The organism is Roseateles sp. FW305-36 (genome assembly GCF_058787015.1).
Genome location: NZ_JBYSZK010000006.1, coordinates 260,122 through 286,900 on the forward strand (window position 1 = coordinate 260,122; position 26,779 = coordinate 286,900).

The following is a 26,779-nucleotide window of genomic DNA, read 5'->3' on the forward strand; positions in this document are numbered from 1 at the left end:
CCGATGGAGCGGCGCCATCTCGCCGAATGCGGCTCGACCAACACCGAGGCGCTGGCCCATCTGCGCGACGGCGGCGGGCCGCTGATCATTTCGGCCGACCGCCAGACCGCCGGCCGCGGCCGCCTGGGCCGCGCCTGGCAGTCCGATGACGCCGCGCTGACCTTCTCCATCGCCCGCAGCTTTCCGGCCAACCTCGACCTGTCCGGCCTGTCCCTGGCTGTCGGCTGCACGGTGGCCGATGTGCTGGACCCCGGCGGCGAGCGCATCCGGCTGAAGTGGCCCAACGACCTCTTCCTGGACGGCGCCAAGCTCGGCGGCATCCTCATCGAGACCGTGCCACTGCAAGGCGAACGCCGTGGCGTCGTCATCGGCATCGGCCTGAACCTGCTGCCCCTGCCCGCCGACGCCGACCGGACCGCCTTCGCCAGCGGCCATGCGGCCCTGCAGAGCCTGGACCCGCAGGCCAGCGCCGCGATCGTGCTGGACCGGCTGGCCCCTGCCCTGCAAGCCCTGCTGGCCGACTTTGCTTCCCTGGGCTTTGCGCCCTGGCAACCCGCGTTCGCGCGGCGTGACCTGACAGCCGGCCAGCGCGTGCGCGTGGGCGAGCAGCCGGGCATCGCCCGCGGCGTCAGCGAGCGCGGCGAGCTGCTGCTGGAAACTGCTGCCGGCCTGCTGCCCATCAGCGGCGGCGAACTGAGCCTGAGACTGGAGACTCGCCTGTGATGCGCATCGTCGTGGTCGTGCTGCTGGCGGTGAACGCCCTCTTCTTCATCTGGTCACGCGGCTGGCTGGACACCGTGACCGGCCTGCCCGCCCAGGGCGGCCGCGAGCCGCAGCGCGTGGCGGCCCAGCAGCATCCCGAACGCATCCAGCCCCTGGCCGCCAGCGCCGCGGTCGCGGCGGCCCAACGCAGCTGCCTGGAGCTGGGCCCGCTGGAGGGCGATGCCGCCCTGGCGGCGGCCCAGGCCGCGCTGAAGACGGCCGGCGCCGAGGCCCAGGTGCACAGCAGCGAGCAGGCCGGCGTGTGGGTGGTGTCCACCATCAAGCTGGCCGACCCCGAGTTCCGCGCCCGCAAGGAAGCCACCTACAAGGGCCTGCACATCAACTTCGAACCGCTGGAAGGCCTGCCCGCCGAGCAGCCGGCCTTCGTGCTGAGCAAGCACGCCACCCAGGCCGAGGCCAACGCCCAGGCCGAGAGCTTCGACAAGCGCGGTCTCAAGGGCCTGCGCGTGCTGGCGCTGAAGGCGCCCACCAGCCGGCATACCCTGGTCATCGCCCAGGCCGACGGCTTGCTGGCGGCCAGGCTCAAGGCCTCCAGGGACGCGGCCCTGGCTGCCGGCTTCAGGGCCTGCAGCGCGTCGCCAGCGGCCTCAGCCGCGAGCAGCTGAACGCCGCAGCGCCAGGGCGGCCAGCAGCAGACCGGCCAGCCAGGCCGCACTCGCCGCCCCGCCGCCGCCACCGCCGCCATTGCTGGCCGGCGGATTGACGACCGGCGCGGCCGCGACGCTGATGGTGGCCGACTGGCTGTAGACGGCACCCGCGCTGTCGGTCAGGTCGGCACGCACCGTGAAGCTGCCGGCCGCCGTCGGCGTGAGGGTCGCCGTGGCGGTGTTGGCGCCCGAGGCGAAGCCGGTCACGGCGCCGCCACCGTCCACCAGCACCCAGGCGGTCGACGCGATGGTGCGGCCATTGGGCAGGCCGGTCGCAGCCACGCTCAGCGTCAGCGTCTGGCCGGCGGTCAGGCCGCTGGCCGGGTTCTGGGTGATGGTCACCGTCGTACCGTTCAGCGCCACCGTGGCGGCCACCGCGGCGGCCGCATCCACCATGCCGGCGCCGCAGGTCGAGGTCGTGCAATAGCACTCGTACTGGTCGGTGGTCGTGGGTGCCACGCATTGCGGCGGGTTGCCGTCGGCAGCACTGCCCCCACCGGTGGTGGGGAAGGGGCGCGCCGTGCTCTTGAGGATCTGGGTCGCCTCGGCCGCGGTCAGGCCGGGCCGCACCGACGCCATCAGGCCGACGATGCCGCTGACGATGGGGGCCGAGAAGCTGGTGCCCACCGAGGCCGCGTTGCCGGTGTAGACACCATCGCCGGTGTAGGCGACGGGCGAGGTGGTGCCGGCATTGGTTGCGCTGATCATGGGGTAGAGGCAGGGCAGGCCCGGGTCGTTGACGCAGTTGCCGCCCGGCGCCGCGATGGTGACCGCCGTGCCGATGCTGGAGAAGCCGACCTTGGTGCCGACATGGCGCAGCGCGGCCACGGTGACGACGCCGGGGCAGTTGCCCGGCAGGCCCACGGCCTGGCCGGCAGAGTTGCCGGCCGCGATGACGATGGTGGCGCCGGCGGCATTGACCTGGTTGATGACGTCACGGTAGAGACCGCCCGTGCCCGTCGTGCCGCAGGTGCCGTCGCCGCCCAGGCTCATGTTCAGCACCTTGGCCTTGTTGGCATTGGCAGGCAGGCCCGGCACGGCGATGCCGGCGGCCCATTTCATGCCGGCCATGATGTCGCTGTCGAAGCCGCCGCATTTGCCCAGCACGCGCACCGGCATGATCTTCAGGCCCCAGCCGACGCCGGCCATGCCCAGGCCGTTGTTGCCGAGCGCCGCGATCAAGCCGGACACGCGGGTGCCATGCCAGGAGCTGTTGCCGATGTCGTCGCTGGTGCAGCCGTTGATCGTGCCGGCGTTGATGTCGGCCTGGCTGACCCAGTCGCCGGGATCGGAGGGGTCGGCATCGGCACCACCGCCGTCGTTGGCGATGACCGTCGACGCCGCGCCCGGATTGCCGAAGCCGATCATGTCGTAGCCGGTGACGAACTGGCCCGCCAGGTCGGGGTGGTCCATGCGCACGCCGGTATCGATCACGGCCACGATGGTGGTGGCCGTGCCGGTCGTCGTGTCCCAGGCGGCCGGCGCGTTGATGCTGGACACGACCTGGCCCGGCGTGCTGCTGGGCTTCTTCAGATACCACTGGTCGATGGTGCGGGCCTGCACGCCGCCCACCGTCGACTCGGCATTCACGTCGGCGCCACCGAAGAGGGGGTCGTTGGGCAACCTGACGATCTTGCGGCGCTGGTCCACGACGGCCATCTCGACCTCGCCGTCCGCCGCCAGCCTCCGGGCCAGCTGGGCACTCGTCATGCCACTGGCGACGACCACATGGGTGCGTTCGTCCAGGCTGATGCCGGCGGCCAGGCGGTGGCCGGTGCGCAGGCCCAGGGCCGTCGCACGCGTCTGCGCAACCTCGCGGGCCTCGCCCCGCGTCGCCCGCGCGCCGAGGGCCTTGGCGCGCACGCTGTCGGCCTGGGGCTTGAAGCGCACGATGACGCGGGCTTCGGGTTCCGCCGCCTGGGCCAGGACCGGGAGGGCCAGCGCGGCCAGGAGAGCGATCAACAGCGGACGCAGGGACTTCATGACGGCGAGCTCGTACGGGACGGGCAACCAGTTTAGGGGTCCGTCAGGGAAGCAATCGCAAACAAATGTGGGGCGCAAGAAAGCAGAAACCCTGCAAAACGGGACGTTTTGCAGGGTTCGCCAAAGCCCCACCGAAGTGGGGCTTTCATGCCGGGGTCAGACGGCTCAGCCGTTCACGACACGGACCATCTCGAGGACCTTGTTGGAGTAGCCCCACTCGTTGTCGTACCAGGACACGACCTTGATGAAGGTGCCGTCCAGGGCGATGCCGGCGTCGGCGTCGAAGATGGAGGTGCGGGCGTCGCCGCGGAAGTCGGTCGCGACGACCTTGTCCTCGGTGTAGCCCAGCACGCCCTTCAGCGCGCCTTCGCTCTGGGCCTTGAACTCGGCGCAGATCTCTTCGTAGCTGGCGTCCTTCAGCAGCTCGACGGTCAGGTCGACGACCGACACGTCGCTCGTCGGCACGCGGAAGCTCATGCCCGTCAGCTTCTTGTTCAGCTCGGGGATGACCTTGCCGACGGCCTTGGCGGCGCCGGTGCTGCTGGGGATGATGTTCTCGAGGATGCCGCGGCCGCCGCGCCAGTCCTTGTTGCTCGGGCCGTCCACGGTCTTCTGCGTGGCGGTGGCAGCGTGCACGGTGGTCATCAGGCCGCGCTTGATGCCCCACTTGTCGTTCAGCACCTTGGCCAGCGGGGCCAGGCAGTTGGTCGTGCAGGACGCGTTGGAGATGATGGCTTCGCCGGCGTACTTGGTGTGGTTGACACCGAAGACGAACATCGGCGTCTCGTCCTTGGACGGGGCCGAGAAGATGACCTTCTTGGCGCCTGCGGCCAGGTGCTTCTCGCCGCCGGCCTTGTCCAGGAAGATGCCGGTGGCTTCGATGACCACGTCGGCGCCGGCCTCGGCCCACTTCAGCTCGGACGGATCCTTGACGGCGGTCAGGCGGATGCGCTTGCCGTTGACGATGAGGGTGTTGCCGTCCACCGAAACCTCGCCGTCGAAACGGCCGTGCACCGAGTCGTACTTCAGCATGTAGGCCAGGTAGTCGGGCTCGAGCAGGTCGTTGATCGCGACGACCTCGATGTCCTTGAAATTCGCCACGGCGGCACGGAACACCATGCGCCCGATGCGGCCGAAGCCGTTGATGCCGATCTTGATGGTCATGGAACAGTCTCCAGGAGGATAAAAATTCTGTGCGGGCGCGATTCTCGGCGATTCGCGCGGCCGGGTGGTTTCAGCGCGATTTCAACGCTTGATGTCCAAGCCGCTGAGTCCCGCCGGACCGCCGGCGACCCGTATGAGGGGCGTCGCGTACTTGAACCCACCAGCCTGCCGCACCCGCCCGCTTGCGCTCTATTACGCGTCTCGATTGTCCCGGCAAACAGCGCCCTCCCTGTCCCGCGAGTCAGCGATGCGGCGAGGGAAGGCTGGCTCGCCGCGAAGCCTTCACTGCCGTCATCCGCCCTGGGGCGCCAAGGCCAGCCGGCCACAGGGCACATTGATGACGAGGGTCTGGCCCACGAGTTGCTCAAAAAGGCTGTTCGACGCATTCATCTCCAGCCCCGCCAGCCAGTCCAGAAACCCGGTGCGATTCAGGTCGCGCTTGCCAACTTGTGCAACCCTGTTGTCCAGCGCCGGCTTGCCCATGGTCCAGGCCACCTGGAAAGGGCAAGACATGCTGCCGAAATCGAAGTCGGCACGCATGGTCTGGATGTTTCTGATCCCCCGCAGGAAGGCTGCCAACGGCACCGCTTCCTTGAAGTTGAATTTGGTTGTTGTCTTACCCGCTTCGACGGCCTCGTACCTGAAGCTGCGCTGCAAGCTTGCATGCTTGCCACCGCCCGGCATGCAGGACAACCGATGTTGGCGCATGTAATAGGTCAGCGCATTCAACTGCGCCCTGCCGACGCTCGCGTAGAGCACCTTCACCTCCGGTTCGACCCCCACCGCCGTGAAGTTCGCTTCGAAGATGGCATTGGAGACATCGCCCTTCTTGAAGGTGTCCTGGTGGAAGGGCAGCTTGTCCTCGGGTTGGCGAATGCACTCCTTGGCCGAGGGAACAAGCCCATCCGATGCGTCAACGGCCCGCGGTGCGGTCGCAAGGCCGGGAAGGGGCGAACCAGGCTTGAAGCCGAATTCCTGGACCGCCAGAACGGGGGGCGCGCCTGCTGCCATACAGGGCAGACGATAGTTTCGCGCGTAGGCATCCACGGCGCTCAACATGGCATCAGAACCATCGCTGAACAACATCTCGACTTTCGGCGCCTGATCCGATGCCGTGAACTTCAGACTGAGCCGCACCAGCCCAGAACGCTGGGTCGCTTCGTCTGCCGCCGGATAGCCCGGCACCGGAGTCGAGTTCACCAAGCAGGCCAACACCTTCTGATCAACCTGCTCGATCTCGAGCATCTGCGCCTGCGCGATGCAGGAAAACAGGCCCATCGCAAGGGTCGTGGCGAGATGGCGCATCAGAAACTCCCTGTCGTTGTTTGAATGTGGCCCGGCTTGTACCGCGCCAGGCGCTGACGCGCCTCGAACCGGCGAAAAAAAGGCCGCAGATGCGGCCTGGTGCCTTCTGTCGGATGGCTGGCAGCCATCCAACCGCATCACTTCTTCTTCAGCACCGCCTTGACGGTGGCGGCGACGTTCTCCGGCGTGAAGCCGAAATGCTTGAACAGCACGCCGGCCGGGGCCGATTCGCCGAAGCTGTCGATGCCGACGACGGCGTCCACGCCGTACTTCCACCAGAAGTCGCTGACGCCCATCTCGACGGCGACGCGCGGCAGGCCCTTGGGCAGCACGCTCTTCTTGTAGTCCTTGTCCTGGCGGTCGAAGACATTGGTCGACGGCATGGAGACGACGCGCACCTTGACGCCCTGTTCGGCCAGCAGGGCCTTGGCGGCCATGGCCAGCTGCACTTCGGAGCCGGTGGCGATGATGACGGCCTGGGCCTTGCCCTTGGCAGGCTCGGCCAGCACATAGGCGCCCTTGGCGATCTCGTCGACATTGGTCTTGGGCGAGTAGGCCAGGTTCTGGCGGCTCAGGGCCAGCAGGCTGGGGCGCTGGGCATTGCCCAGGGCCATGGTCCAGGCGACGACGGTCTCGGTCGTGTCGGCCGGGCGCCAGACGTCCAGGCCCGGGATCAGGCGCAGGCTGGCGACATGCTCGATGGACTGGTGGGTCGGGCCGTCCTCGCCCAGACCGATGGAGTCGTGGGTCATCACGTGGATGACGCGGGTCTTCATCAGCGCGGCCATGCGGATGGCGTTGCGGCTGTAATCGCTGAAGGTCAGGAAGGTGCCGCCATAGGGGATGAAGCCGCCATGCAGGGCGATGCCGTTCATGATGGCGGCCATGCCGAACTCGCGCACGCCGTAGTTGATGTGGCGGCCGTTGTTGGGCGTGCCGTCGGCGTCAATGCGCAGGGCCGGCGTGCTGGACGTGTTGGTCAGGTTGGAGCCGGTCAGGTCGGCGCTGCCGCCCAGCATCTCGGGCAGCTTCAGCGTGAAGGCTTCCAGGGCCAGCTGGCTGGCCTTGCGGCTGGCCACGGTCTGGGCTTCGGCATGGGCCTTGACGACGGCGTCGACGGCGATCTGCGCGAAGTCGGCGGGCAGCACGCCGGCCATGCGGCGCTGGAACTCGGCGGCCAGTTCGGGGTGGGCTTCGGCATAGGCGTCGAAGCGCAGGTCCCACTCGCTCTCGACGCGGTCACCGGCCGACTTGTGGTCCCAGGCGTTGTAGACCTCGGGCGGCACGATGAAGGGTTCGTGCGTCCAGCCCAGCGCTTCGCGGGTCAGCTTGATTTCTTCGGCGCCCAGCGGCTCGCCGTGGGCCTTGGCCGTGTTGGCGCGGTTGGGCGAGCCCTTGCCGATGTGGGTCTTGGCGATGATCAGCGTCGGCTTGTCGGCGCTCTTCTTGGCCTTGCCGATGGCGTCGTCGACGGCGTCGACGTCATGGCCGTCCACCGGGCCGACGACGTTCCAGCCATAGGCCTGGAAGCGCCTGGCGGTGTCGTCGCCGAACCAGGGCGCGACCTGGCCGTCGATGGAGATGCCGTTGTCGTCGTAGATGGCGATCAGCTTGTTCAGCTTCCACGAGGCCGCCAGGGCGGCCGCTTCGTGCGAGATGCCTTCCATCAGGCAGCCGTCGCCCAGGAAGACATAGGTGTGGTGGTCGACGACCTCATGGCCTTCGCGGTTGAAGTCGCGCGCCATCAGCTTTTCGGCCAGGGCCAGGCCGACGGCGTTGGTGACGCCCTGGCCCAGCGGGCCCGTCGTGGTCTCGACGCCGACGGTGATGCCCACTTCGGGGTGGCCCGGGGTCTTGCTGTGCAGCTGGCGGAAGGCCTTCAGCTCCTCGATGGGCAGCTCATAGCCCGTCAGATGCAGCAGGGCGTAGATCAGCATGGAACCGTGGCCGTTGGACAGCACGAAGCGGTCGCGGTCGGCCCAGTGCGGGTTGGCCGGGTTGTGCTTGAGGTGACGCGCCCACAGCGCCACGGCGATGTCGGCCATGCCCATGGGGGCGCCCGGGTGGCCGGAGTTGGCCGCCTGCACCGCATCCATCGCGAGGGCGCGGATCGCGTTGGCCATGAGGGTGGGGGAGGCGGTCGATGCTGTCATGGCCGGGGCTTTCTTGGGCGGGAGGGCAAAAACCAGGGATTTTACGGGGGTAGCCGGGCCGGGCCCTCCGGCGGCTTGATCCAGCGCAAGGTCGGCCGTCCGACAACGCGCGACGCTCGCACCATGCCTTCGTCGACCATGCCCCTGGCCGTGCGCGTCATCCGCGCCGAGCACGACGCGCTGGCCGCCATGCTGCGCACCCTGCCCCTGCTGCTCGATGCCCAGCGCCGCGCCGGCGTGCCACCCGACTTCACGGCGCTGCGCGCCATGCTGTTCTACGTCGACGAATTTCCGGAACGCCTGCATCACACCAAGGAAAGCGAGCTGCTGTTCCCCAAGCTGCGCGCGCTGTCCCCGCAGCTGCGCGACGTGCTGGACGACCTCGATGCCGACCATGCCCAGGGTGAGCGCGCCATCCGCGAGCTGCAGCACAGCCTGCTGGCCTGGGAGCAGATGGGCGAGCCCCGACGCGAGAAGTTCGAGCAGCAGCTCAAGGTCTACGCGGCGCGCTATCTGCGCCACATGAAGCGCGAGGAAACCGAGATCCTGCCGCTGGCGGCCCGCATCTTCAGCGCCGACGACTGGGCCGAGCTGGACGAGGCCTTCGGCAGCCACCAGGACCCGCTGGCGCAACGCGCCGGCCAGCCGGTGGATGAGGCCTACGCACCGCTGCGCCAGCGCATCCTGGCGGCGCTGCCGGCGCCGTTGGGGTGGGGGCCGGCGCTGGATCAGGCCGGCGGCTGATCCACCTCAGCCGCGACTCGAGCGCAGCAGCGTCAGCCGCCCGCTCGCCGCCCAGCTTTCCAGCGGCCGGCGGATGTCCTGACGCAGTTCGTCCTCGCTGCCGGCACGGGCGTCCAGCAGGCCGACCCAGGCGTTGCGGCCGGTGTCCTTGGCGTCGTAGAGGGCCGCATCGGCCAGGTCGATGGCGGCATGCCAGTCCAGCGCGCGCGGCAGGCTGGCGCACAGCGGGAAGGCCGAGAACCCGACCGAGCAGGTCATGGCCAGGCTCAGGCCGCCGGTCAGCTCGAAGGGCTGGGCCGAGACGGCCTGGCGGGCCCGTTCGGCCAGCTCGGCGGCGCGACGGCGCGGCGTGCCGCGGGCGACGATGAGGAACTCCTCGCCGCCCCAGCGCACCAGGTAGTCGGTGGCGCGGAAGACCTGCTCCAGCCGGCCGCGCATCTGCATCAGCACGGCATCGCCCGCCATGTGGCCATGGGCATCGTTGATGCGCTTGAAGTGGTCGATGTCGATCAGGAAGAACAGCAGGTCCTGCTCGTTGTCGCCGTCGTTGCGGACCGCCGGCAGGTCGCCCGGCGGCTCGAAGTGGCGCAGCGTCAGCGCCGCGTCCGCCGGCATCTGGCGGTCCAGGAAGCGGCGGTTGCGCAGGCCGGTCAGCGGGTCGGTGAGGCTGGCCTCCTCCAGTTCGAAGGACTTGGCCGTCAGCGCCGCCTTGGCGGCTTCCAGCTCCACGGTGCGCTCCTGCACGCGCGCCTCGAGCACGCGGCGGTGCCGCAGCAGCAGGCGGGTGCGCATGCGCACGATGAGGGCCACCAGCAGCACGGCGCCGACGACGGCCCCGGCCATGGCCCAGCGGGTCTGCCACCAGGCGGCGCGCACCTTGACGCCGATCTTGAGCTCGTTGACGCTCCAGGCACCGTCGCGGTTGCTGCCCTGCACCTGCAGCTGGTAGTAGCCCGGCGCGAGATTGGTGTAGGCCGCCGTGCGGCCCAGCAGGCCGGCGTCGATCCAGGTGGCATCCAGGCCCTGCAGGCGATACCGGTAGCGGTTGCGGCTGGGCTGGCTGTAGTCCAGCGAGGCGAAGGCCAGGCTCAGGCCGCGCTCGCCGGGCGCCAGCACGATGTCGGCGCCGCCGGCGGGCAGCGGCCTTTCCTCGCCGTCCACGCGCAGTTCCGAAACGACCAGCGGCGGCTTGTAGGTCCAGGGCGAGAAGCGGTCGGGGTCGATGACCAGCAGGCCGCGGGCGCCGCCGAACAGCATGCGACCATCGTCCAGCTTGGCGTAGGCGCGGAACCAGCCGGTGCCGAGGTCGGCACCGTCGGCAGCGCCGAGCTCGCGGCGTTCGCCCTTGTTCGGGTCGTACATATTGCGCTGCGACCAGACGCGGCCCTGCTTGTCGAACAGCAGGTTGGCGCCGAAGGCACCGCCGATGTCGGAGGCGCCGACGACCTCGAAGCGCGCCTTCTTGCCGTCACTGTCGATGAGGCGGTGCAGGCCGGTGCCGGTGTCCACCCACAGGCGGCCGGCCAGGTCGACCGCCATGCCGAGCACGGTCTGGCCCGTCAGGCCCGTGGGCTCGACCCATTCGGCGACCGGCTCGTCGGCGCCCGGCTTGGCGACGCGGAACAGGCCGGCCGCGCCGCCCGCCCACAGGCTGCCGTCGGGCAACAGGGCGAAGGCGTTGACCTCGCCGGTGCCGCCCACCAGGCCGGCCGTCGGGATGGCGCGCATCTGCGGGTGCTGGGGCGTCCAGCGCATCAGGCCGTCCAGCGTGGCGATCCACAGCGCGCCGTCGTCGGTCGCCTGGAAGCGGCGCGGCACGGCGTTGCCGCTGCGCAGGGTTTCCTTCCAGCGGCCCTGGGTGTCGAAGCGCAGCAGCTGGGTGTCGATGGCAACCCAGACCGAGCCGTCCTTGCTCTGGCCGAGCGCATTGACGCGGCCCGGCGGCAGGCCGCCGCCGCCCTGGGCCACCAGGCCGAGCGGCATCAGGTCGCGGTCGCGGCGCTCGATGCCGCCGGCCAGCGTGCCCAGCCAGATCTCGCCGTTGTCCAGCTGCAGGATGCTGCGCACGTCCAGGCCGCCGGAGACCGAACCGATGGCCTCGCGCACCATGGACAGGCCGGGCAGCGAGGGCACATGGCGCATCAGGCCACCGCCATAGCTGCCGGCCCAGACGGTGCCGGAGGGGTCGCGCATCAGCGCGCGCACATCGCTGCGCGGCGCGGTGCCGGCGCCGGTGGCGGGCAGGCGTTCGATCAGGGCGCCATCGGTCGCGCGCCGGCGCGACACGCCCGAGGCGTCGCCGAACCAGAGCTCGTCGGCATCGGGCTGGGCCATGGCCATGACGGGCCAGGCGCCGGACGTGGCGCCGGGCTGGGCGCCGGGGCTGAAGGGCAGCGGCTGGCCCTGCGGCGACAGCGCGCGCAGCCGACCCTGGGCCGTGCCGATGATGATGCGGCCGTCCAGCGACTCGCTGATCATGGTGACGAGCTGGTCGCCGACGCCGACATCCAGCGTCTCGATGGGGCCGTCGACCGCCTTGCGGGCCAGGCCGCGCCAGGTGCCTATCCACAGCGTGCCCTGGCGGTCGACGAGCAGGGTCTGCACGCGCGGGTCGGGCAGGCCGTCTTCCTTGCCGCGCTGGTGGGTGAAGCGCTGGGTCTTGACGTCGAAGCGGTCCAGGCCGCCGCTGCCGCCAATCCACAGCGTGCCGTCCTTCTCGAGCGCAAAGGTGCGCACGGTGTTGGCGGCGGGGGCGGTCTCGTCGGCCGACTTGCCGTCGCGGGCCCAGCGGTCCCAGCGGCCGGTGGCCACGTCCAGGCGCACCAGGCCGCTGTTGCCGGCGGCCACCCACATCCAGCCGCGCGGGTCGGGCAGCATGGCGCGCACGAACTGCTCGGGCAGCAGCTGGCCATCGGGGCCGCTCAGCGGGTAGCGGCGGAAGGCGTAGCCGTCGAAGCGCAGCAGGCCCTCGGGCGATCCGGCCCACAGCAGGCCGCGGGCGTCCAGCGCCAACGCCGACACGACGTTGTCCCTGACCGCGCCCGGCTCACCGATGGGCTCGAAGCGCGGCACCACGGCCTGCGCCGCGCCAGCCAACCCAACGGCGAGCAGAAGGGCTGCACACCCTTTTGTTATCAAGACCCTCATAACGGCATTCTCGGGCACCGAAAAGACCCTGCCGGCCGGGTCTTGCCCTCAGATCATGTGAATGATTACTGCGCCAAGGGCTTGGCGATGGCGTCGATGCGCTCGACAACGTCGGGCGTCAGCTTGGGCGTGACGGCCAGGGCGCCGAGGTTGTCATGCAGCTGCTCGATGCGGCTGGCGCCCAGGATGACGGTGGACACGCGCGGGTTGCGGTTGATCCAGGCGATGGCCAGCTGGGCGGTGTTGCAGCCCAGTTCGGCGGCGATCTCGCCGAGCTTGCCCACGGCGTCGTTCTTGGCCTTGTCCTGCAGCTGCTCGCGCATCCAGCTCATGTTCTCCAGCGCGCCACGGCTGCCGGCCGGAATGCCGCCGCGGTATTTGCCGGTCAGCAGGCCCGAGGCCAGCGGGCTCCACGTCGTCAGGCCCAGGCCGATGTCCTCGTACAGGCGGGCGTACTCCTGCTCGACCTTGCGGCGATGGAAGAGGTGGTACTGGGGCTGCTCGACGACCGGCTTGTGCAGATGGTGGCGCTCGGCGATCTCCCAGGCGGCGCGGATGTCGCTGGCACTCCATTCGCTGGTGCCCCAGTACAGCGCCTTGCCCTGGCGGATGATGTCGCTCATGGCCCAGACGGTTTCCTCGATGGGCGTGTTCGGGTCGGGGCGGTGGCAGTAGATCAGGTCCAGGTGCTCGAGCTGCAGGCGCTTGAGCGAGCCGTCGACCGCCTGCATCAGGTATTTGCGGTTCAGCGTGTCCTTGCGGTTGGTCGTCGTCACGCCGTCACGCGACAGACCCCAGAAGAACTTGCTGGAGACGATGTAGTCCAGGCGGTTCCAGCCCAGGGCCTTGAAGGCCCGGCCCATGACGACCTCGCTCTCGCCCTGGGCATAGACCTCGGCGTTGTCGAAGAAGTTGATGCCGGCATCGAAGGCGGCGGCCAGCATCTCGGTGGCGGCCTTGGTGTCGACCTGGTTGTGATACGTGACCCACGAGCCGAGGGAGAGTTCGGAAACCTGGAGGCCGGCACGGCCGAGGCGGCGGTATTGCATGGAGAGATCCTGGGGGCTGAGGTGCGGAAAAGCGACAGCTTAAGCCGCGCCGTCCGGCCCTGCCGGCACGTGGCCACAATGGCCCCAGGCGCGCTGCGGGCGGCGCGCAGGACGGGAGAACGATGACGCTGCCGCGACGCTTGTCAAGGCGCGGCCTGCTGCTGGCGGGCCTGGCCGGCGTCTGCGCCGCGCGCGCCGAAGAGCCGCCTCTGCACGTCCTCGTCGACGGCAGCCTGGAGATGCCGCAGGTCCAGTTCAAGGACGGCCGACCCGTCGACGGCCTGCAATACCTGCTGGCCATGGAGCTGGGCCAGCGCCTGGGCCGCATGGTGCGTTTCCGCCTGGTGCCACGCCGGCGCATCGCCCAGCTGCTGGACCAGGGCCAGGAGGCCGATCTCGTCTGCAACTACATCCCCGGCTGGCTGCCCGGGCCGCTGCAATGGAGCCGCCCCTATCTGGACGATGCCGACATGCTGATCACCGCGGCGCGTCACCCGGCCCCCACGCAGCTGCAGGACGTCAGCGGCCAGCGCATCGGCACGGTCTCCGGCTTTCTCTATCCCGAGACCGAGGCGGCCCTGGGCTCGGGCTTCGTGCGCGACGACGCGCCCAATGTGATCACCAATCTGCGCAAGCTGGCCTCGGGCCGCATGGACCACGCCATCGTCGGCCGCGTCACCTTCGACTATCTGCAGCGCCGCAGCGAGATTCCACTGGGACTGCACCCTCCCCTGGTCATCGCCAGGCTGCGCACGGCCTGCGCGCTGTCGCCGCGCAGCAGTCTGCCGCTGGCCCAGCTCGATGCGGCCCTCGCCGCCATGCAGGCGGACGGCAGCCTGACGCACATCGTCGAGCGCTTCCGCTGAGGGCCGCCGCATGAGATTGACGCGGCGCCACCTGCTGCTGGCCCTGGGCGCGCCGGCCACCACGGCCGCGGCCGCGGCGCCGCTGGTCGTCCTCGTCGACAGCAGCGTGCAGATGCCGCAGGCCCTGATCCGCGACGGCCAGGTCGTCGACGGCCTGCAACACGACATCGCCATCGAGCTGGGCCAGCGCCTGGGCCGCCCCGTGCGCTTTCGCGTCGTTCCGCGACGGCGCGTCGGCCCGCTGATGCTGGCCGGCGAAGACGCCGACCTGATCTGCACCTATCTGCCCGCCTGGCTGCCCGGGCCGCTGCAGTGGAGCCGGCCTTTCCTGGACGACGGCGAGCTCCTCGTCACGGCCAAGCGCCACCCGGCGCCGATGCGGCTGGCGGAGCTGGCCGGCCAGCGCATCGGCACCATCGCCGGCTTCGAGTACAACGAAGTTGCCGCTGCGCTGGGCGCGGCCTTCCTGCGCGACGACGGCCCCAATCTGGAGAGCCTGCTGCGCAAGCTCGCCCTCGGGCGCGTCGACCACGCCCTGGTCGGCCGCGCCAGCTTCGAATACCTGCTGCGCCGCGGCGAGGTGCCGCTGGCCCTGCACCCGCCGCTGGTCGTCGCGCACTGGCGTACGGCCTGCGCCCTGTCGCCGCATGCGCTGGTCGCGCTGGCCGATCTCGATGCCGCCCTGATGGCCATGCAGGCCGACGGCAGCCTGGCGCGCATCGCAGACAAATACCGATGATCTATCGTTGAGGGCATGAAGTTAGCTGTCATCGGCGCCGGCCCTGCCGGCCTCGCCCTCGCCCTGCTCGCCGCCGAGCGTCTCCCGGGCACCGAAATCCATCTCTTCGACACCCGCGCCCTGGACCGCGACATCAGCGGCGACGCACGCACGCTGGCGCTGAATCTGGGCAGCATCCGCCTGCTGGAGCGCCTCTCGGCCTGGCGGCCGGAGGGCGCCCAGGCCATCCGCACGGTGCACGTCAGCCAGGCCCCGCCCGCCCCTATCACGGGCGAAGTGCGCATCAGCGCGGCCGAGCAGGGCCTGCCCCAGCTCGGCGCCGTGCTGCCCTATGGCGCCCTGGTGGCGCCGCTGCAGCAGCGCTGGCTGGATCTGGCCGGACAGCAGCGCGAGCGGCTGTTCACGCGCTTTGCCACGCCGGTGCATGCCATCCGCTCGGACGCCAGTGGCGTCGAGCTGGACTGCGGCGAAGGGCCGGTCGTCGACCGCTTCGACCTCGCCGTCGTCGCCGAGGGGGGTGTGTTCGCCGAGCAGGAGCGCAAGGCCATCCAGAGTGACTACCACCAGAACGCCTGGGTCGGCCAGGTGCGCCTGGCCGCGCCCGGCCTGCAGGGCCTGGCCATCGAGCGCTTCACGCGCAACGGTCCGCTGGCCCTGCTGCCCTTGCCCGACGACGCCCAGGGGCCGCGTGCGGCCCTGGTCTGGTGCCTGCCCCAGGCCGAGGACGACATCGCCTCACTGAACGATGCCCAGCGCCTCGTCGTCATCCAGCAGCAGCTGCCCGCGGTGGCGGGCACGCTGACCGGCATCTCGGCGCTGAAATGCTTTCCGCTGGGCCTGAACGCCGAGACGCGGCTGCTGCAGGGCCGCGCCCTGCGCATCGGCAACGCGGCCCAGACCCTGCACCCGGTCGCCGGCCAGGGGCTCAACCTCGGCCTGCGCGATGCCCAGGCCCTGGTGGACGCCCTGCGCGAGGCGGCCGAGACCGGCCAGAACCTGGACACCGTGCTGGCCCGCGTCGACTGGCAGCGCGCGCCCGACCGCTGGCCCATGATCGCCGCGACCGATTTTTTGGCGCGCAGCTTCGCGTGGCGACTGCCCGGACTGCCGGCCTTGCGCGGACTGGCCTTGGCTGGACTTGAATTGGCGACACCGCTCAAAAAGGCCCTCGCCCATCGCATGATGTTCGGAGGCTGAGGTGGAGATTCGTTCCATCCAAACCGACGAGATCGAAACCGCCCGCCAACTGCTGGCCGCCAACGACTGGGGCAAGCGCGTCGCCGATGCCGGCGTCTTTGCCGAACTACTCTCGCGTTCTCAAATCGCCCTGGTGGCCGTCGACAACGGCCAGGTCGTCGGCTTCCTGCGCGCCATCACCGACGGCCTGTTCAACGGCTATATCTCCATGGTCGTCGTCGCCGCCAGCCACCGCGGTCGCGGCATCGGCAGCGCCCTGGTCCAGGCCGCCATCGCCGGCAACGACGAGATGACCTGGGTGCTGCGCGCCGGTCGCAACGGCGTGTCGGCCTTTTATGAAAAGCTGGGCTTCCAGGTCTCCGACGTGGCCATGGAACGCAAGCGCAAATCCTGAATCGAGCCTTGATGCGAACCACCCTCTCCCTGACCCTGCTGCTGGCCGCGACGCTGCCGGCCCAGGCCCAGCTCATCCCGCCGGCCCGATCAATAGCCGGCGTCACGCAGGAGGAATGGTCCAAGCGCTGGTGGCACTGGGCCATGTCCTTCGAGGAAGACGACAGCCCCGTCGCCGACCCCGATGGCAGCCTTTGCGCCAGCGGCCAATCGGGGCCGGTCTGGTTCCTGGCCGGCACCTACGGCACGGCCCGCACCGTGCGCAGCTGCCGCATCCCGGCCGGCAAGACGCTGTTCTTCCCCCTCGTCAACGCCATCACCTTCCCGCCCGACGACGAGCGCGAGGCCTGTGCGTCGCTGATGCTGCGCGCCGAGACCCAGACCGAGGCCCCCGCCGCCCTGGTGCTGGAGCTCAACGGCAAGCGCTTCTCCGGCCTGGAGGCGCATCGCCAGGCCACCCGGGGCTGCTTCCTGGTCGCGCCCGACGACGACGCACCGGCCGCCGCCAACGGCTATTACGTGGCCTTGGGGCCGCTGAAGGCCGGCCGCTACACGCTGAACTTCGGCGGCATCCTGCCCAGCCTGTCGCAGGCCGTGACCTACACCCTCGATGTGAAGTGATCCGGGTTGGCCTGATCTCCGACACCCACGGCCTGTTGCGGCCCGAAGCCCTGGCCTGGCTGCAGGGCAGCGACTTCATCGTGCACGCCGGCGACATCGGCGATCCGGCCATCCTCGAACAGCTCGCCGCCATCGCACCCGTCACGGCGGTGCGCGGCAACAACGACAACGCGCCCTGGGGCCGGGCCTTGCCGGAAAGCGCCGAGTTGCTGGTGGGCGGCCTGAAGCTGCATGTGCTGCACGACCTGGCCGAGCTGGCCGTCGACCCGCACGCGACCGGCCTGGCTGCCATCATCACTGGCCATTCGCACCAGCCGCATATCGAGGATCGCGATGGCGTGCTGTTCGTCAACCCAGGCAGCGCCGGCCCGCGGCGCTTTCGCCTGCCCATCGCGGCGGGTGAGTTGCTCATCAGCGACGGCCAGATGCAAGCCCAAACCATGGTGCTGGTGGCCTAGACTCCGGCCAACTGCATGGTCATGACATGACGCCCGCACCCATCCCCGCCAACGACGCCGAGCGTCTGCGCGTGCTGCGCGAGCTGCTCATCCTCGACACGCCACCCGAGGAGCGCTTCGACCGCATCGTCGGCTTCGCCGCCGAAGAGTTCGACATGCCCATCGCCCTGGTCAGCCTGGTCGACGAGCAGCGCCAGTGGTTCAAGGCCCGCGTCGGCCTGGATGCCTGCGAGACCTCGCGCGAGATCTCCTTCTGCGGCCATGCCATCGTGCAGAGCGATCTCTTCGAGGTGCTGGACGCGGCCCTGGACCCGCGCTTCGCCGACAACCCCCTGGTCGTCGGCGCGCCCTTCATCCGCTTCTACATCGGCGCGCCGCTGGCCCTGCCCTCCGGCGCCACGGTGGGCACCCTCTGCCTCATCGACACCAAGCCGCGCCATTTCGACATGCTGGATCGCGCCATCCTCGGCACCCTGCGCGACCTCGTCGTCGCCGAGCTGGTGGGCCAGGGTGAGAAGGAAAGCCAGTCGTGACCGCCATCGCGCGCAGCGGCCGCCTGCTCCTCGTGGAGCCGCAATTCGTGTTGCGCCGCACCGTGTCCACCATGGCGCGTGAGATGGGCCTGGCCGATGTGCAGGAGGCCACCAGCACCGCGGTGGCCGAGCGCCTGCTGTTCGAGCGCCGCTACGACGCGCTGCTGATCGCCATCGACGACGAAGGCGAGGCGCTGGAGCTGCTGCGCCGCCTGCGCGCCGGCGAGTCCTCCCACCCCGCCGGCGTGCCGGTGGCCGCGACGGCCTCGAGCTGCGACGTCGAACTGGCGCTCAAGCTCAAGCAGCTCGACGTCTGCCGCCTGCTGCTCAAGCCCTTCAAGGTGCGCGGCATGCTGGAGGTCATCTCCGCGCTCGGTGCGCCCGAACCGCTGCCCGAGCACTGAACAGGCCGGTCCGGCCGCCGCTTTTAGGTCTATCGGCCCTGGCCCTTCGCTCTAGCATGGGGCACCCATGCTGCGCCTCACCCTGACCTCCGCCGCCCTGCTGGCCACATTGCTGGCCGGCTGCGGCACGCCCAGCCAGCCCTTGCCCATGGCCGTCACGGCGGCCGATGCGCTGCAGATCCGCGGCTGGGTGCCGGAGGCGCTGAAGGGGCAGATCGCCGTCGCCACCGTCAAGGGCGGCCAGGAGACGGGACGCTGGTGGGGTTCCAAGGTCAGTGCGATGGCGCTGCAGCAGGCCCTCGACGAGTCGCTGTTTTCCGTCGGCATGAAGCCGCTGTCCCCCGAACCGGCGCCCCGCTTCGAGCTGCAGGCCGAACTGGAGGCGCTCGACCAGCCCCTGGTGCCCGCGCTGGGCGTGACCGTGGGTACGGCCGTGCGCTACACCCTGGTCGACAAGGCCAGCGGCAAGACGGTCTACCAGCGCCGCATCGCCAACACCGACGAGGCCAGTTTCAGCGAGGCCATCCTCTCACCCAACGAGAGGCTGCGCATCGCCAACGAGCGCGCGCTGCGGGCGAATATTGATTTGCTATTGCGGGATCTGGTGACGCTCAGGCCGTAGCCAATTGCTTGCGGACTCGACGCAGCAGGCATCACCGCCACCACTCGACGCGACTTTTTGCCTCTGCGATGGCCGCCTCTGCATCTGGGGCAAAACACTCTGAGAAGCGCCCGAACGGCAACCAGCACCTCTCGAGCGGGTCATCGCTCCAACGCAAAACGGTGAAGCCGAAAGTGCCACTGTCCCGACGGAAGATCTGAAGCTTGTGCTTCCCGTCCGATGCCGTCAGCTCTCTTTCAACATGCCGCGCGGTCATTGGCCCTCAGCCACCCGCTCATGCCGCGCCCGCCCCGCTGTCGCCCACAACAGCAGCGCGAACACGCAACCGGCCACGCTGGTCAGCCCGAAGAACCACATCATGTCGCCATAACCCGCCGGGTTGGCGGCGCTGGCGCCAGCCCGGTCGTTGAGCCAGCCGGCCACCAGATTGGCGCCGCTGATGCCGGCGTTCTGCACCACCCACATCAGGCCGATGGCCGTGCCGAAGCGATTCGGCGCGACCAGGCGGCTGGTCAGCGGCCACATGACGGCCGGCACCAGGGAGTAGCTGACGCCGATCAGGGCCGTTGGCACCCACAGGCTCCAGTGCGTCAGCGCCAGCACGGCCAGGGCCACCGGCAGCAGCAAGGCACCGAAGGCCAGGAAGGGCGCATAGCGGTTCAGCCGGTCGCACATCCAGCCGAAGGCCGGCGTCGCGAAGATGGCCGCCAGGAAGACATAGCTGTTCATCTCGCCGGCCGCGGCCAGGTCCAGGCCGTGCACATGCTGGAAATACTTGATGGAGAAGGTGCTGCGGAAGGCCAGGATGACCGAGTACCAGAGCACGCACAGCAGCAGCAGATACCAATAGGCATTGCCGAAGTGCAGCAGGTCGCGCCAGACGAACTTCTCGGCCGATGACTTGCCCGTGGGCAGCAGGCCGGCGCGGCGCGGGCCGCGGTCCACCCACCAGTAGGCCAGGGCCGCCACGAAGGCTGAGAAGGCGATGGCCGCGGCGATGACCAGGGGCGGCTGCCAGCCCTGGGCATAGGACCCCGCGAACCAGGTCGGCGACATGTCGGCGCCATAGGAGCCCATGCGGCCGACGGCCAGCTCGGCGCCCATGGCCAGGGCCAGGCTGCGGCCGCCGAAGTAGTCGGCCACGGCGGCCAGGGTCGCGATATTGAAGGTCTCGGCGCCGATGCCGAACAGCAGCCGGCCCGCGGCCATGCCGGCGAAGCCGGGGCTGAAGGCCGTCAGCGCAGCGCCCAGCGCACAGATGCCAGCCGTCACCAGCGTCATGCGCGCCGCGCCGAAGCGGTCCACCAGCACGCCGCCCACCAGGATGAGGACGACGTTGGGCAGGCTGTAGATGGCGTTCAGCAGCGCGATCTGCGAGTCCGAGAAGCCGCGCTGCTGCTGCAGCAGGTCGGCCACCGGGCCGATGGAGTCGTAGACGTAGAAGTTGCCGAACAGCGAGATCGCCACCAGCACGGCCACGACCCAGGCCACGGTGCGGCCCGGCTGGGCCACGGGCATCATGGCAGCGGCGCTCACTTGCTCAGAAGCGACTTGACGGCCGCCTCCAGTTGCAGGTCTTCACCCGCGTCCAGCCTGGCCTTGTCATGCGGCACGACGACGTCAGGCGTGACCAGGGCGCGCTCCATGAAGTCGCCGTTCTGGGCCCGGAAGCCCACCTGCGGGATGCCGAAGACGGTGGCGCCGTCCTGCATGGTCTCCCACCACACCGCCGTGCCCGTGCCCGCCACCGGCATGCCGATGAGCTTGCCGATGCCGAGGTGCTTGTAGGTCCACGGGAAGAGGTGAGCGTCGGAGTAGTTGCTCTCGCTGATCAGCACGGCCGAGGGTTTGGTCCATTTGCCGCCCGGCTCCCAGCCCAGGCTCTGGCCGCGCGGCATGAACTCCAGGTACTTCTTGCCGGACAGCAGCGTGGCCAGCTCGTCGTGCAGATTGCCGCCGCCGTTGAAGCGGGTGTCGACGATGAGGGCTTCCTTGCCGCTGGCGCGGCCCAGAGCCTCGGAATAGGTCTGGCGGTAGCTGCCGTCGTCCATGCCGCGCACATGCACATAGCCCAGGCGGCCGCCCGAGAGCTTGTCCACCAGGGCACGCTCCTTGCGCACCCAGCGCTTGTAGAGCAGCTCGCGCTCGGCGCCCAGGCTGATGGCCTTGAGCGTCTGCTCGAAGTGCTTGCCCGTGGCCGGGTCCAGCACCTCCAGCACGACCTGCTTGCCGGCCTTGAGGTTGAGCACCGAGTCGAACTCGGCACCGGCCGCGATGGTTTCGCCGTCGATGGACTGGATGACCATGCCGGGCTTGACGCGGCTGGCGGCCAGGTCCAGCGGGCCGCCCTCGATGACCTCGCCCACCTTGACGCCGGCACCCCTGTGACTCAGGTCGTAGAACAGGCCCAGGGAGGCTGTCGAGTCGCCGCGCGAGGCGGGGCGGTAGCTGCTGCCGGTGTGCGAGACATTCAGCTCGCCCAACATTTCGCTCAGCAGCTCGGCGAAGTCGGCACCATCGGCCACGAAGGGCAGCTGGCGCTCGTAGACCTTGCGGTAGCCGGCCCAGTCCACGCCGCCCATGTCGCTGACATAGAGCTTCTCGTAGGTCTGGCGCCAGACGTGGTCGAACATCTGCGCGCGCTCGGCGGCGTGGTCGATGCGCAGCTCGGCCGAGAACCTGAGCCCTTCAGTCTTCACATCGCCCTTGCCGTCGTCGCCGGGCACCTTGAACTTCTGCACCTTGCCGCCGGTCATGACGAAACCGTTGGCGCCCTTGGCGTCCAGCACCAGGCTGACGGCGTCGATCTTGCCGCCGGGCAGCGAGGCGACGCGCTTGCCCTCCTTCTCGCGCAGGCGTACCTGCCACAGCTCGAAGCCATCGTCGCTCTTGACGACATAGAACAGCTGCTCGCCGTCCGGCGTCATCGCATAGTCCTTGATGTCGCCCGAGGTCGTGGTGATGCGCACCACGCGGTTCTCGATGCCCTCGTGCTCGATGACGACGGGCTTGGGCGGCTCGGGCTTCTTGTCTTCCTTCTTGGCGGCGTCCTTCTTGTCGCCGTCCTTCTTGTCGTCTTTCTTCTCGGCGTCCTTCTTGTCGGCCGCCTTCTTGTCATCCTCCTTCTTGGCGTCGTTCTTCTCGTCCTCCTCATGCTTCTTCAGCTGGGCGAACTCGGCCTTGTCGAGCTGGTAGCGGTCGTAGGCGGCGCGGGTCAGGAACATCGCGTAGACGTCGGCATCGGTGCGCGCACCGCCGCCATTGCCGTGCAGGCCGTGGCGGTCGGCGGCCCAGATCAGCATCTGGCCCTGGCGCGCGAACATCGGGCGCACGTCCTCGTAGCCGCTGTTGCTCAGGTTGACGAGCTTGCCGCTGCCGTCGGCCGGCACCACGCCGACCTCCTGGCCCCAGCGGTTGCGGTCGACGAACTGCACCGCCAGGCTCTTGCCGTCGGGCGCCCAGTCGAACCACTGGTCGCCGTCTTCATAGGAGTAGTTGAAGTCGCTGGAGAGCACCTGGTGGGTCTTGCCACTGGCGATGTCCAGCACATGCAGGGCGGCGCGGTCCTGCAGATAGGCCACCTGCTTGCCGTCCGGCGAATAGCGCGGCTGGAAGTTCTGGTGGGCGTCCTGCAGCAGCACCTTGGTCGTCACGCGCGGCGCGTTGAAGAAGCTGGGCACGGCCTTCTTGTCACCGGCAATCGCCGCCTCGCACAGGCTCCACTGGCCGTTGACCTCGCAGGCGTAGAGCAGCTTGCGGCCATCAGGGCTGAAGCTGACCGAGCGTTTCTGGCCGGGACCGTCGGTGATGCGGCGGGTGTTGCCGAACTCGGCCGACGAGACGAAGACCTGGCCGCGCACGATGACGGCCACTTCGCTGCCGTCGGGACTGACGGCCATGTCGGTGGCGCCGTCGGACAGCTTGAGGTTCTCGACGCGCGGCTGCATGGCGTCGGCCGCGATGCCCACGCCGACCTTCTGCGGCGTGGCCGTGTCACCCGCCATGGTGTAGAGCTCGCCATCGAAGCCGAAGCTCAGCGTGCCGTCGGCCGTGACGCTGAGGAAGCGCACCGGATTCTGGGTGAAGCGGGTGATCTGCTGGGTCGCCGCGGGGTTGTCCAGCGGCATCTTCCAGACGTTGAAGGAACCGCTCTTCTCGCTGAGGTAGTAGACCGACTTCTCGTCGGCCGACCAGACCGGGTTGCGGTTTTCGCCGCCGGTGCTGGTCAGCTTGCGGTGCTGGCCGGTCTTGGCGTCCCACAGCCAGATGTCGCGCGCCACGGGCGAGACATGGTGCTTGCGCATGCCGTTCTCATAGCCCTTCCAGTCCTCGTAGACGAGCTGGCTGCCGGCCTTGTTGTAGCGGCCGGCCAGGGCCGGTTCGCTGAAGACCTGCTCGGGGCGGCGGCCGCCCTCGATGCCGACCTGGTAGAGCTCGCCCTGGGCCGGCGACGGGAAGGCCATGCTGGTTCGCACATCCTGGCGCTGGGCCGAGAACAGCACAGCCTGGCCGTCGGGCGTGAAGGCGATGGGCGTCTCCCAGGCCGAATGCGTGGTCAGGCGGCGCGACGGGCCGCCCTCGGCCGCGACGAGGAAGACATCGTTGTTGCCGTAGACGTCCGAGCCATAGGCCAGCAGCTTGCCGTCCGGCGACCAGACCGGCGCCATCACATGGTTGCCATTGGCCACCAGCAGGCGTGCCGTGCCGCCGGCCGCGGCCACCACGTAAAGATTGCCCTGGAAGGTGAAGGCGATCTGCCTGCCGTCCGGCGAGATGCTGGACTGGCGCAACCACAGCGGGTTGGTCACGGGGCCGAGGGGCGCGCTCGGCGCGGCAAAGGCGGACAGAGCGGTCGACAGCGCCAGGGCGGCGCCCGCGAGTTTGAAACAACGCATGGCAGGAGGGTGATGAGGCTGAGGCGAGCGAGTCTAGAAGCCTCGCTTCGCCCAGAGGAAAGTCACCGCCCCAGGATTACCCCAGCTTGCGATGCGCCAGGGCCGGCAGTTGCTGGCGCGGCTGCGTCGATGGTCAGACCTGGTTCAGCAGCCTCAACTTGCCATCCGGCAGATTGCCGTTGACGCCGAGGTAGCTGTCGACGTCGAACAGCCGCCAGGCCGGGATCACGAAGGACAGCCGCTGGGCGTCGTTGCCGGCGATGTGCATGCCCACGAAACTGGGCGCCTCGCCGTCATCGTTGCGCACGATGACAGGGCAGCCGCTGTCGCCAGGCAGCGTCTGCTCGCCGAAACGCAGCTGAAGCTTCAGCGCCTGCTGCAGTACCTGACCGTCGCCGTCGGCGAAGCCGTAGTCGAGCAAATGGTCTTCATCGCTCATGTCCAGCGAAGCCGACAGCGACAGGGCACCACTGGCGCCACGGGCCGGGTGGTTGGCCGGCACCAGCAGCTCCAGCAGACGCCCGTCTGCAAGTCGGTCGCCCAGGTCGGCAAGGCTGGTCACCCAGGGATGTTGGGCCGACAGCATCAGGCCAGCCAAGGCAGCCTTCAACCGAGCGCCATCAACGACCTCGGCCAGCTGCGCGTCGAAACTGCGCACCGGGAAGCGCGCCAGACGCCCGCCAAAGGCCTTGCTGCTGGCGCAGCTATTGGGCTCGACAGCCGAGCCGTCTGCCGTAAAGCGCCGCACCTCCACCGGCGCCCGCAAAGGGCCGCCGTCCAGCGGTTGGGGGCTGAGCACGTGGATGGCCGACAGGGCATAAGTGCGCCCGCCCGCACGTACCGCGCAAGCGAGGCTGCCGTTGTCCCTGTTGCCTGCGCCATCGTCGGTGGCCACCGCGCTGGCCAGTTGTGCCCGGCCGCCCAGCACGCGCTCCTGCGGCTGCACATCGCAGGGGACGGCCACGAGCTGATCTCGGCCTTCTACCCAGGCCGGCGTCAAAAGCTCCCGCGGCAGCCGCTGCGACGCGCTCAGCCTCACCGAGCCCAGCTTGCGACGGACGATGAAGATCAGGCACACCTCGCGATGAAGAAACTCCTGCGCCTTCGCATCGCGCCGCCGCCTCAGGCCAGCACCGATCTGCACCAGCTGCCGATACCGCGGCACGAACTCGTCGCGACGTGATGCAGCCAGAACCTGAGCCAGCTGCAGCTGGCGGCCGAAGCTCAGCGCTTGCCATCGCTGCCGCGCCGCGCTCCAGACGGCCTCGTCGGGCGTGGCAGCGTGGCGCTCCAGCCGCCGCGAGGCGCGGCTCAGCCCTTCAGGCATGGTGCGCCGCCGTCGAGCTTGAGCTTGGCCTTCAGCTCGGGGCCCGGCTTGGGGACGAGCTTGCGCTCGTTGCCCAGCCAGTCCACCACTCGCGCCGCCACGGCGTCCGCCGTGTCCGTGGCCTTGGCGCTGCCCTGGGTGCACCTCAGGCTCAGCAGGTAGTTGCCCTGGTCGGCCACGACCTTGTCGATGACATAGCGATTGGCCTTGGTGTCGCCGGCCTTCATCGGCATGGCGTCCTTGGCCGTCTGGGCCTTCTGCAGCTCGTCACCGACCGCGTCGGCGGATGGCGGGGGCGCGACGACCGTCGCGGCCACGGTGCGCACCAGCACCAGCTTGATTTGCGGAGGGCTGGATGCATCGGTCACCATCAGCCCCAACTCAAGGCCGGCGGGCGTGCCCTTGGGAACGCGCACGTCGATGCTGCGGTCACCGGGCAGCGGATTGACGGCCTCGACGCCGCGCGTCGGCGAGTCGCGGAAGCGCGCCGAATAGGGCTTGGTACCGCCGGACACGGCAATGGCTTTGGACTGATCGACGTCGCTGCCAGCCGCAAAAGCCAGGTCCGGGCGATCGACGCTCAGCACGGATGCGGCATCGGACACGCCGCAGCTCTTCAATGCGGCAGTCTCATCCTGGTTCTTGTACAGGGCCAACTGCGCGGCCAACGGGTCGGCCAGGTTGGCTACCTGTTGACGGGACTCGGCCAAGGCCGCCAGAGTCGCGAAAGCCTCAGCCTGGCCCGATGGGGCACTGCTGATCTTCATGCCGCCTTGACCGCTTTGCGAGCCGCCATCAGAAGGCTTGGGTGCCAGATTGGCCGCCGCCAGCCGCTGCGAGATGAAGGTATCCACGCCGAGGCCCGGCGCAAAACCGGACACCACCTTGGCGAGCGAGCTCAGGGAGGCCGGGATAGAGGCCGGATCGACGACGGATTTGCTAACCAGCTTGTTGACGCTGGCATGGATCTCGGCAAGCAAGCCCTTGAGGCCGCCTGCCGCACGCGTCACCGTCGGCTCCAGCGTGGCGGCGTCGGCATTGGCCCCGACGGCCTTGGCATAAGTGGCGCGCGCGTCGGCGAGCTGCTGCTGCGCCACCGTCGCGGCTGCGGTGGGCAGCAGCGCGGCCGCCACGCTGGCTTCGGCCGCAGCCTGCTTCCTGGCCAGGTCGGGCAAGACCTCCTGCAACGCCTGTGCCTTCTCTTTGACCTCCGCGATCTGCTTGTCAGTGACCTGCAAGGGCCGCACCGCAGCCACTGCGCAGTTGACCGCCCCGATGCCACTCTGGTAAGCCTGCAGGGTCGGGTCCTGCAGGTCCTGGGTGCCGAAGAGATAGGCCGTGCCGGCCAGGCCCGCTGCCCCGACATAGGCGTCGCGATGCGCCTTGCCCACGCCAAGGCCGATGCTCAACACGCCCAGGCCCAAGAGGGCGTCGTTCAACGCGACCTTGGTGCCGACGAACGTCGTGGCTTTGTCATCCAACGCCCGCTTCAAGGACTCCGCATCGGCACGTGCCGTCGCCATGCTGTCGAGCTGACCGCTCGATTCACTCCGCGCCTGCCAGCTGACAGTGGGGTTCCCGGCGCAACCGGCCAGCAGCATCGACAGCGCAACGGTGCTCGTCAGGACCTGGCCACGATGGTCTGATGTGGATTTCATATCGCCCTCCAATCGCTCGGCAGGCGATTCTTGGGCGTCATCCCCGGGGCGGCATCCTCAGGATTGCCTAGGGCCCGTCAAAGTCATGGCA

The 26,779-nt window shown here is 69.3% G+C and carries 22 protein-coding genes; 12 read left to right on the forward strand and 10 right to left on the reverse strand.

The window, feature by feature from the left end; translation table 11 throughout:
- The first annotated feature begins 3 nt into the window (after positions 1–3).
- Positions 4–723, forward strand: coding sequence for a biotin--[acetyl-CoA-carboxylase] ligase (locus AC3WOE_RS13705; protein WP_492691170.1), 720 nt, complete (start codon positions 4–6; stop codon positions 721–723).
- The gene (locus AC3WOE_RS13710) at positions 723–1,388 is read left to right on the forward strand and encodes a hypothetical protein (protein ID WP_492691171.1); all 666 of its coding nucleotides are present in this window, start codon (positions 723–725) and stop codon (positions 1,386–1,388) included. Before AC3WOE_RS13705 ends, AC3WOE_RS13710 begins: the two co-directional genes overlap by 1 nt.
- Here AC3WOE_RS13710 and AC3WOE_RS13715 read toward each other — a convergent pair.
- From AC3WOE_RS13715 to tkt, 4 genes are all read right to left on the reverse strand, one after another.
- Positions 1,371–3,413 (reverse strand): S8 family serine peptidase, encoded by a 2,043-nt coding sequence (locus tag AC3WOE_RS13715; protein WP_492691172.1) that lies wholly within the window; start codon positions 3,411–3,413, stop codon positions 1,371–1,373. The two genes, AC3WOE_RS13710 and AC3WOE_RS13715, sit on opposite strands and share 18 nt — an antisense overlap.
- Before the next feature lie 165 nt (positions 3,414–3,578).
- Positions 3,579–4,577 (reverse strand): type I glyceraldehyde-3-phosphate dehydrogenase, encoded by a 999-nt coding sequence (gap, locus tag AC3WOE_RS13720; RefSeq protein WP_492691174.1) that lies wholly within the window; start codon positions 4,575–4,577, stop codon positions 3,579–3,581.
- A 291-nt stretch (positions 4,578–4,868) separates the two neighbouring features.
- Positions 4,869–5,882: a hypothetical protein gene (locus AC3WOE_RS13725; RefSeq protein ID WP_492691175.1), complete on the reverse strand. Its 1,014-nt coding sequence runs from the start codon at positions 5,880–5,882 to the stop codon at positions 4,869–4,871.
- 137 nt (positions 5,883–6,019) lie between these two features.
- The gene (tkt, locus tag AC3WOE_RS13730; RefSeq protein ID WP_492691176.1) at positions 6,020–8,035 is read right to left on the reverse strand and encodes a transketolase; all 2,016 of its coding nucleotides are present in this window, start codon (positions 8,033–8,035) and stop codon (positions 6,020–6,022) included.
- 123 nt (positions 8,036–8,158) lie between these two features.
- Here tkt and AC3WOE_RS13735 point away from each other — a divergent pair, with 123 nt between their 5' ends.
- Positions 8,159–8,779 (forward strand): hemerythrin domain-containing protein, encoded by a 621-nt coding sequence (locus AC3WOE_RS13735; protein ID WP_492691177.1) that lies wholly within the window; start codon positions 8,159–8,161, stop codon positions 8,777–8,779.
- A gap of 6 nt (positions 8,780–8,785) precedes the next feature.
- Here the strand turns inward: AC3WOE_RS13735 and AC3WOE_RS13740 are convergent, their stop codons facing one another.
- Both AC3WOE_RS13740 and AC3WOE_RS13745 read right to left on the reverse strand, forming a co-directional pair.
- Positions 8,786–11,926 carry a diguanylate cyclase gene (locus tag AC3WOE_RS13740; RefSeq protein WP_492691179.1) on the reverse strand — a complete coding sequence of 1,047 codons (3,141 nt, stop codon included), beginning with the start codon at positions 11,924–11,926 and terminating at the stop codon, positions 8,786–8,788.
- 65 nt (positions 11,927–11,991) lie between these two features.
- Positions 11,992–12,975, reverse strand: coding sequence for a potassium channel beta subunit family protein (locus AC3WOE_RS13745; RefSeq protein WP_492691181.1), 984 nt, complete (start codon positions 12,973–12,975; stop codon positions 11,992–11,994).
- Between the two features lie 122 nt (positions 12,976–13,097).
- Between AC3WOE_RS13745 and AC3WOE_RS13750 the strand changes: the two genes are divergently transcribed.
- From AC3WOE_RS13750 to AC3WOE_RS13790, 9 genes are all read left to right on the forward strand, one after another.
- Entirely contained in the window at positions 13,098–13,841 is a 744-nt protein-coding gene (locus AC3WOE_RS13750; protein ID WP_492691183.1) for a substrate-binding periplasmic protein, read from the forward strand.
- Positions 13,842–13,851: 10 nt separating this feature from the next.
- On the forward strand, positions 13,852–14,580 hold the full coding sequence (locus tag AC3WOE_RS13755; protein WP_492691185.1) for a substrate-binding periplasmic protein: 729 nt from the start codon (positions 13,852–13,854) through the stop codon (positions 14,578–14,580).
- A 15-nt stretch (positions 14,581–14,595) separates the two neighbouring features.
- Positions 14,596–15,777 (forward strand): FAD-dependent monooxygenase, encoded by a 1,182-nt coding sequence (locus AC3WOE_RS13760; protein WP_492691186.1) that lies wholly within the window; start codon positions 14,596–14,598, stop codon positions 15,775–15,777.
- Between the two features lies 1 nt (position 15,778).
- Positions 15,779–16,171, forward strand: coding sequence for a GNAT family N-acetyltransferase (locus tag AC3WOE_RS13765; protein WP_492691188.1), 393 nt, complete (start codon positions 15,779–15,781; stop codon positions 16,169–16,171).
- Positions 16,172–16,182: 11 nt separating this feature from the next.
- Positions 16,183–16,791 carry a hypothetical protein gene (locus AC3WOE_RS13770; protein ID WP_492691189.1) on the forward strand — a complete coding sequence of 203 codons (609 nt, stop codon included), beginning with the start codon at positions 16,183–16,185 and terminating at the stop codon, positions 16,789–16,791.
- Entirely contained in the window at positions 16,788–17,249 is a 462-nt protein-coding gene (locus tag AC3WOE_RS13775) for a metallophosphoesterase family protein (RefSeq protein WP_492691190.1), read from the forward strand. The genes AC3WOE_RS13770 and AC3WOE_RS13775 overlap by 4 nt, the downstream gene beginning before the upstream one ends.
- Positions 17,250–17,275: 26 nt before the next feature.
- Complete coding sequence (locus AC3WOE_RS13780) at positions 17,276–17,782, forward strand: GAF domain-containing protein (protein ID WP_492691192.1); 507 nt, start codon at positions 17,276–17,278, stop codon at positions 17,780–17,782.
- Positions 17,779–18,186, forward strand: coding sequence for a response regulator (locus AC3WOE_RS13785; protein ID WP_492691193.1), 408 nt, complete (start codon positions 17,779–17,781; stop codon positions 18,184–18,186). The genes AC3WOE_RS13780 and AC3WOE_RS13785 overlap by 4 nt, the downstream gene beginning before the upstream one ends.
- A 67-nt stretch (positions 18,187–18,253) precedes the next feature.
- Positions 18,254–18,808 carry a hypothetical protein gene (locus AC3WOE_RS13790; RefSeq protein ID WP_492691194.1) on the forward strand — a complete coding sequence of 185 codons (555 nt, stop codon included), beginning with the start codon at positions 18,254–18,256 and terminating at the stop codon, positions 18,806–18,808.
- A 252-nt stretch (positions 18,809–19,060) separates the two neighbouring features.
- Here AC3WOE_RS13790 and AC3WOE_RS13795 read toward each other — a convergent pair whose 3' ends face one another.
- From AC3WOE_RS13795 to AC3WOE_RS13810, 4 genes are all read right to left on the reverse strand, one after another.
- Complete coding sequence (locus tag AC3WOE_RS13795) at positions 19,061–20,344, reverse strand: MFS transporter (protein WP_492691195.1); 1,284 nt, start codon at positions 20,342–20,344, stop codon at positions 19,061–19,063.
- Positions 20,341–23,703: a S41 family peptidase gene (locus AC3WOE_RS13800; protein WP_492691197.1), complete on the reverse strand. Its 3,363-nt coding sequence runs from the start codon at positions 23,701–23,703 to the stop codon at positions 20,341–20,343. The genes AC3WOE_RS13795 and AC3WOE_RS13800 overlap by 4 nt, the downstream gene beginning before the upstream one ends.
- Before the next feature lie 133 nt (positions 23,704–23,836).
- Positions 23,837–25,030: a hypothetical protein gene (locus AC3WOE_RS13805; protein ID WP_492691199.1), complete on the reverse strand. Its 1,194-nt coding sequence runs from the start codon at positions 25,028–25,030 to the stop codon at positions 23,837–23,839.
- Positions 25,015–26,688: a hypothetical protein gene (locus AC3WOE_RS13810; RefSeq protein ID WP_492691200.1), complete on the reverse strand. Its 1,674-nt coding sequence runs from the start codon at positions 26,686–26,688 to the stop codon at positions 25,015–25,017. Before AC3WOE_RS13810 ends, AC3WOE_RS13805 begins: the two co-directional genes overlap by 16 nt.
- Positions 26,689–26,779 lie beyond the last annotated feature (91 nt).